Annotated in this window: 6 protein-coding genes; 1 reads left to right on the top strand and 5 read right to left on the bottom strand. The window is 37.5% G+C overall.

Annotated elements, in window-relative coordinates; translation table 11 throughout:
• Positions 1-92: 92 nt before the first annotated feature.
• On the bottom strand, positions 93-1,253 hold the full coding sequence (gene gshA / locus FJR04_RS06640) for a glutamate--cysteine ligase (RefSeq protein ID WP_168492967.1): 1,161 nt from the start codon (positions 1,251-1,253) through the stop codon (positions 93-95).
• A gap of 432 nt (positions 1,254-1,685) precedes the next feature.
• Between gshA and FJR04_RS06645 the strand changes: the two genes are divergently transcribed.
• Positions 1,686-2,852: a hybrid sensor histidine kinase/response regulator gene (locus FJR04_RS06645; RefSeq protein ID WP_168492969.1), complete on the top strand. Its 1,167-nt coding sequence runs from the start codon at positions 1,686-1,688 to the stop codon at positions 2,850-2,852.
• Positions 2,853-2,893: 41 nt separating this feature from the next.
• Here FJR04_RS06645 and FJR04_RS06650 read toward each other — a convergent pair whose 3' ends face one another.
• The 4 genes from FJR04_RS06650 to FJR04_RS06665 all read right to left on the bottom strand — a co-directional run bounded on the left by FJR04_RS06650 (position 2,894) and on the right by FJR04_RS06665 (position 6,077).
• Positions 2,894-3,718 carry a GNAT family N-acetyltransferase gene (locus FJR04_RS06650; protein ID WP_168492971.1) on the bottom strand — a complete coding sequence of 275 codons (825 nt, stop codon included), beginning with the start codon at positions 3,716-3,718 and terminating at the stop codon, positions 2,894-2,896.
• Between the two features lie 411 nt (positions 3,719-4,129).
• Complete coding sequence (locus FJR04_RS06655) at positions 4,130-5,050, bottom strand: NAD(+) kinase (protein ID WP_168492973.1); 921 nt, start codon at positions 5,048-5,050, stop codon at positions 4,130-4,132.
• Positions 5,051-5,056: 6 nt separating this feature from the next.
• Positions 5,057-5,362 carry an NADH-quinone oxidoreductase subunit NuoK gene (gene nuoK, locus FJR04_RS06660; RefSeq protein ID WP_148760331.1) on the bottom strand — a complete coding sequence of 102 codons (306 nt, stop codon included), beginning with the start codon at positions 5,360-5,362 and terminating at the stop codon, positions 5,057-5,059.
• Positions 5,363-5,465: 103 nt separating this feature from the next.
• Positions 5,466-6,077, bottom strand: coding sequence for an NADH-quinone oxidoreductase subunit J (locus FJR04_RS06665; protein ID WP_168492975.1), 612 nt, complete (start codon positions 6,075-6,077; stop codon positions 5,466-5,468).
• Positions 6,078-6,096 lie beyond the last annotated feature (19 nt).

The following is a 6,096-nucleotide window of genomic DNA, read 5'->3' on the forward strand; positions in this document are numbered from 1 at the left end:
CTTTTATCAGAAAATTTAGGGAGATGAGGAGAATATTTATCTTTACTTTCACCTCTTGTCCCAGTCCCTAGTCCCCAATCCCCAGTTAGTGATCACCCAATGACAGATGAACATATTTTGTTTTCTAGTTCAGCTTCCCGTTCTTGGGTAGCAAGAATCGCTTGAGTAATCACTTGTTGAATATCAACGCCTACTTTATGTAGTTGTAACCATTGTTGAGCTTCATTTCCTTCTCGGAGGATTTTGTGCAAGGGGGATAGAAAACAACTAAAACCTTGTTGTTTAGCAATACTCCAAACTTCTTGATAAAGTTCTGCTATCCAATCTCTAGCAAGAATGCTGCTACCATCTTGCCATCGTTGCAATTTAGCATCAAGACTGTTAGTTGCAGCGGCCATTTCATTTTTCATGGTTAATGTGACCAGTTCTGCGGGTGAGAAGGGGCTTTGAGTCAAAGGATCAATAGTAGGGTTGTCAATAATTTGGATTAATCGCGCTTCTAATAAAGCTGTCATTGCTAATAAAGCAATAGGATCTGTAACTAAATCACAAATTCGCAATTCTAGACGATTTAGATCATAAGGACGGCGATCGCCATTTGGTCGCACTGATACCCATAAATGCCGGACATTTTGCATTGTCCCAGCCGCTAATTGTTCGTTCACCCATTGAATATGATGAGCATGACTAGCAAATAAAGGTACATGATCAGGGGTTTGCGGGAATATTCCCCAGCGTGTGGAGTGATAACCAGTAGTTTTACTATCCAGGAAAGGAGATGAAGCACTCATAGCCAGAAATAAAGGCGCTTCCATTCTAATTACTCGACAAGCACGCATTAATACTTCCGGGTCACTAATACCAATATTGATATGCACACTGGCAGTAACTACTTTTGTGCCGTAAGTTTGTTCAATGTAGTCATGATAAGGATTGGTGGGGTCAGAACGCAAAAAGCGTTGGCTTTGCCCGCCGGAGGCATCGCTGCCTTGTAAAGACAATGTACTACCTGGTATTAAGGTGTAATTATCCAAGTTTTGCAGATAATTCCGCAATTCTTTTCTAGGACGTAGTAAAGCGCACAATAAATTTTCATAATCCATAGATGGCTGAGTAATATACTCTACATTACGGCTATCCGGCTCTCGCACAAATCCATCCAAATCCGTAGTAATTTTATCTGAAAGTCCCACAATGTCACCTTGAGGCGTGCCAGTGTACATTTCAATCTCAAAGCCCTTCAATAAGACCATGTTATTCTCCTTAGCTCTCCTAATATTAATAAATTGTATCTAATTAGACGATTTTTTGGGTAAATATAAATTTAATAGATATAAAATAATTATGGCAGCAATGAAAATCATCTCTGTAAAAATTCCATAAATATACAAAAAGAATCCATTACACATATTGTTTTTTCCCACCCTGTTCTCTCTCTCCAGCAATTTGCTGTAATTTCGTCTAACTACTGAGAAGCGAAATATCTTTTTTGATTCCATCTTGCTGATTATCTCCAGCTTTTATTTATCAACGCTCCAAAATTAGTATTAACTCTTAATGAAGAAAAATATTTTTTAGAGGAAGTGACAACACATGAAATAATCAGAATTATGATCTTGCAAACATGAGATACAAAATCAAAATACCCATATAATTTATTAACAATTTGTGATAATTATTGACCCATGGAAAAAGTAAGTATTCATATTTTATTAGTAGAAGATAGTCCGACTGATGTCGTCATTCTAAATCGGATATTTTCCCGTGCAGAACCCAAAAAATGGCATATTACCCATGTTGAAGAACTAGAAGCAGCAATTGAAATTAGTACAAATAACTCCCCATTAGAAAATTATATAAACAATAAATTCGATGTTGTTTTGTTAGACCTCAGTCTTCCCGACTCTATAGGACTAGAAACACTCAAAGAATATCGTGCAGCAGTACCCGATATTCCTGTAGTAGTTTTAACAGGTTTAGATAATGAAAATTTAGCACTACAAGCCATGGCAGAAGGCGCACAAGATTATATCATCAAAGATGATATTACCATGCCAAGATTAGAGCGAGCAATTCGTTATGCGATCGAACGAGGAGAAATCCTGAATAAACTGCGAGAAAGTGAAGAAAGAACCCGGAAAGCTTTAGCTAGAGAGCAGGAATTAAATGAACTCAAATCTAACTTTGTGTCCATGGTATCTCACGAATTTCGCACTCCGATGACCATTATTCGCAGTTCTGTGGAAATACTTGAATATCACGGTTCTACTCTCAATGATGAACGCAGAATAAAATACTTTTTGAGAATACAAAATGCTATTGATAAAATGCTGCAATTATTAGAAGATATATTATTTATAAATAAAACTGAATCAGCAAAAATGAAATATCAACCAGAACCGCTGAATTTAGAAAAATTTTGTCAGGAAATTATAGAAATAAATCAACTAAGTACAAAAAATCAATATAAAGTTATTTTTAATTATCAAGGAGAATGTACCCAAGCAGAAATGGATGAAGATTTACTAAACTGCATTCTTGGTAATTTACTTTCTAATGCAATCAAGTATTCTCATATCCATAGCGAAATCCACTTTGATGTCATTTGCCAGGATCATACTGCCACTTTTCGGATTCAAGATCAAGGAATTGGTATTCCTCTAAAAGACCAAGGACATTTATTCCAAAATTTCTACCGTGCTAGTAATGTCCAAAATATTCAAGGAACAGGATTAGGACTAGCTATTGTGAAAAAATGTGTAGATATGCACGGAGGCAAAATTGACATGGAAAGCCAAATAGGAATAGGGACAAAAGTAATAGTTACCCTACCCTTACAATGCAATCGTTAGTGTAATTCATGTAATTCACATTCTTGACGCTTTCCCTTCCTTTATAGGACTTTTTTTTTCTTTGTTTTTTCTTCTTCTTCCTCCTGACTCCTACTATAATGCCCTCTAGCAAAATCAGCAATATTAGAAATAACTAAAAAATCAATAGTTTGAAACTGTTTATCAATAGCCGGTAAACTGCAAACTTTTGCTCCAATATTAAGATATGCCTGGAAAATATTAGGAATTGATATATGAGACTTTTCTGGATAATTGTGAATTAGTTCTATCAAGTATTGTGAATGAGGAGATACTAAAATATGAGGATGTATAAAACTGTTTTTCTTTAAATAATTAAAAGTACAAGCCGCCTCCCAATGGGATTGTGTAAGTAATGATGCACAACCAAAAAAATATTGTTTCCTAGACCAAAGGAGATAATTAGCTAATCCTTTCCATAGTAATAATAGAGTATGACTATTGCGATATTTTTTAGCTACGCAAGCACGTCCTACCTCAACAGAAGATTGAAGAACCGCATCAGGAATACTGTGCAGATCAAATATATCAGCCGCCTCAAATCCTAGATATTGAGCAGCCATTGTATAAGTTTGCATTCTATAAGTACCAATTGTTTCACCTGTATTTTTAGCAATGAGTAACAAATGATGACAAACCTCATCAAATTTATCCTGATCCATCTGGGTAATATTAGAACCAGGTAATCCTAAACCTAGTTCTAAGTTAAACACCTCAAAACGTAATCTAAAAATAGATTCTAGTTCTTGGGCATTTACAGCTAGACGGAGGATATATTTATCAGTTTGTAACCCAGGGAAATCAGGAGGATGGAGTTGATCATTATTGTAGCGATAAGAAAGTTCCATCTGTTTTCCTAAATAGATTTGTGGAATATTCTACTAATACGGATATATATCCCCGATTTCTTCAAGAAATTGGGGATCTTGTGATTACATTTTTTTATTATGAGCGTAACTGCTCAAAAAATCTGGTGATAAGATACAAATTCATCTGATTTATACTTTCAATTGTCAGTAAGAATAGATATTAAAAAACCCCCAGATATTTTTGGGGGCAAAGATGAATTAAAAATTACGGGCGCACTGGGACAAAAACATAGAAAAGATAGGCGTTGCTGATATTAGGGATGAAAATAATTTTGCATACGTTCAAGACCTTTGTAGAGACGTTCCATGGAACGTCTCTACCTCCGAAAATCATACGCCAATATGGCTACGCCACGCAGGCTATCAGCAACGCCAAAAGATACATAAAAATCAGTTGCGGTGATTATTATTGTAGCGAACTCTTGTCCCAGCCCAAAGTAACTTCTCCCGCAGTGTTTGATAATAAGAATTATTTGCCCGCAATACAATAAACTTAGCTCGACAATCAGCCATCCGCACATCAACACGGTGTCCTGGCCAAATGGAAGTAGATAGTACACCATCCATCCATAATTTAGTGCTTAAATCGTAATCTCCCAATGGCCAAATACTGACCACAGAACCAGGGGGTAAAACCAGAGGACGACTAGAAAGACTCATGGGACAAATGGGAGTGATGGTAATTGTTTCCATACCATCATGGATAATTGGTCCATTGGCAGAAACTGTATAACCAGTAGAACCTGTGGGAGTAGAGATAATTAATCCATCTCCCACATATTGATCAACAATCTCACCATCAATTTCCATTTCCAGAATTGAGGTAATCATTCTGTCAGCAGAAGCAGGTTTAACACAAAACTCATTTAAACCCAAGTAACTTTCAGTCACGGGTTCTAAATTTGATCCAGTTCCCTCATATACCGCTGCTTGTAACATCATGCGCCGTTGGATAGCATAACGATCTTCCAACAGTCTGTCCCAAACTTTTTCTGGATCTTGAAACTCATCAACTGACTCAGTTAAAAACCCCAAATGTCCGCCTACATTTACTCCGAGAATGGGGATACCTGCTGGGGCTAAATGCCTGGCACCGGTTAAGACAGTACCATCACCACCCAGTACCAAAGCTAGATCAATTGGTTGATTAGCAGAGGCCAAAAAAACCGGATAAGGGTTATCTTTTGGCCCACTAGGTCCTACCAATACTTGGCACTGACGGTTTTCTAGTTGTTTAGCACAGAGTTCAGCCCAGCGTTTACTCTGGGGATCTCGCGCTTTATAAGCAATGATTACCTGCTTGAGTTGCACGCACTATTACCACTTCAAGAGATTGAACTGCTCCATGTCGACAGTATCACGGTTGCGATAAATAGTCAGAACGATCGCTAACCCTACTGCCGCTTCTGCAGCTGCCACGGTAATCACAAAAACTGTGAAAACTTGACCCTTAATTAAGCTTGAATCAAGGAAGTTAGAAAATGCCATTAAATTCAGATTAACGGCATTCAACAACAACTCAATGGACATAAGTACCCGCACTGCGTTGCGACTGGTAATTAAACCATAAATACCAATGCAAAACAAAGCTGCTGCTAGTAATAGAAAGTATTGGAGTTGCATGATTATCAGTGGTCAGTTGTCAGTTGTCAGTTGTCAGTTGTCAGTGGTCAGTTGTTCGTTGTCAGTTGTCAATTGTCAATTGTCAATTGTCAATTATCAATTGTCAATTGTCAGTGTTGCTACCAGTGGTTATCAGTTCTTTGGGGCGTTCTGGTAGGGTTAAAATTGTTTGTTGTAGGTCAGAAGTTGGTACTTGGTCGGGGATATATTCACGACGCGCCAGAATAATTGCTCCTACCATTGCGATGAGCAAGAGGACTGAAGCTAACTCAAAGGGTAGCAAAAAGTCGCTAAAGAAATGCTCACCAATCAAAATGATGGAATTTTGACTAACTACAGGATTGGTCGTATAAGCCCAAGGAGTAGCTAGTACCATTGTACTTAATAGAGCAAATAGTCCAAAACTGACTACTGCTGTAAAGATTTTCCGTAATCCAGCATTTGGTAATGGTGAAAAATCCTGTCTTTTATTTACCAACATAATGGCAAATAGAATTAAGACGTTAATTGCACCAACATAAATTAGTATTTGTGCTGCTGCGACAAAATCACCATTTAGCAATAAGTATATTCCTGCCATGCTGATAAATACACCTCCCAGCAAAAAAGCGGAATAGACAATGTTGGAGAATAGCACCACACCTAGTGCAGCCCCAATCATCATCACACCGAGAATGCCAAGTGATACAGACTGTACTCCTTCTGCTAGATTCACTGTTTTCGATCCTTAGTTA

This window comes from Anabaena sp. UHCC 0204, from assembly GCF_009711975.1.
GTDB lineage: Bacteria > Cyanobacteriota > Cyanobacteriia > Cyanobacteriales > Nostocaceae > Dolichospermum.

Coding starts and splice junctions, on each gene's coding strand:
- gshA (WP_168492967.1), bottom strand. CDS start 1,253: ATGGTCTTATTGAAGGGCTTTGAGATTGAAATGTACACTGGCACGCCT.
- FJR04_RS06645 (WP_168492969.1), top strand. CDS start 1,686: ATGGAAAAAGTAAGTATTCATATTTTATTAGTAGAAGATAGTCCGACT.
- FJR04_RS06650 (WP_168492971.1), bottom strand. CDS start 3,718: ATGGAACTTTCTTATCGCTACAATAATGATCAACTCCATCCTCCTGAT.
- nuoK (WP_148760331.1), bottom strand. CDS start 5,362: ATGCAACTCCAATACTTTCTATTACTAGCAGCAGCTTTGTTTTGCATT.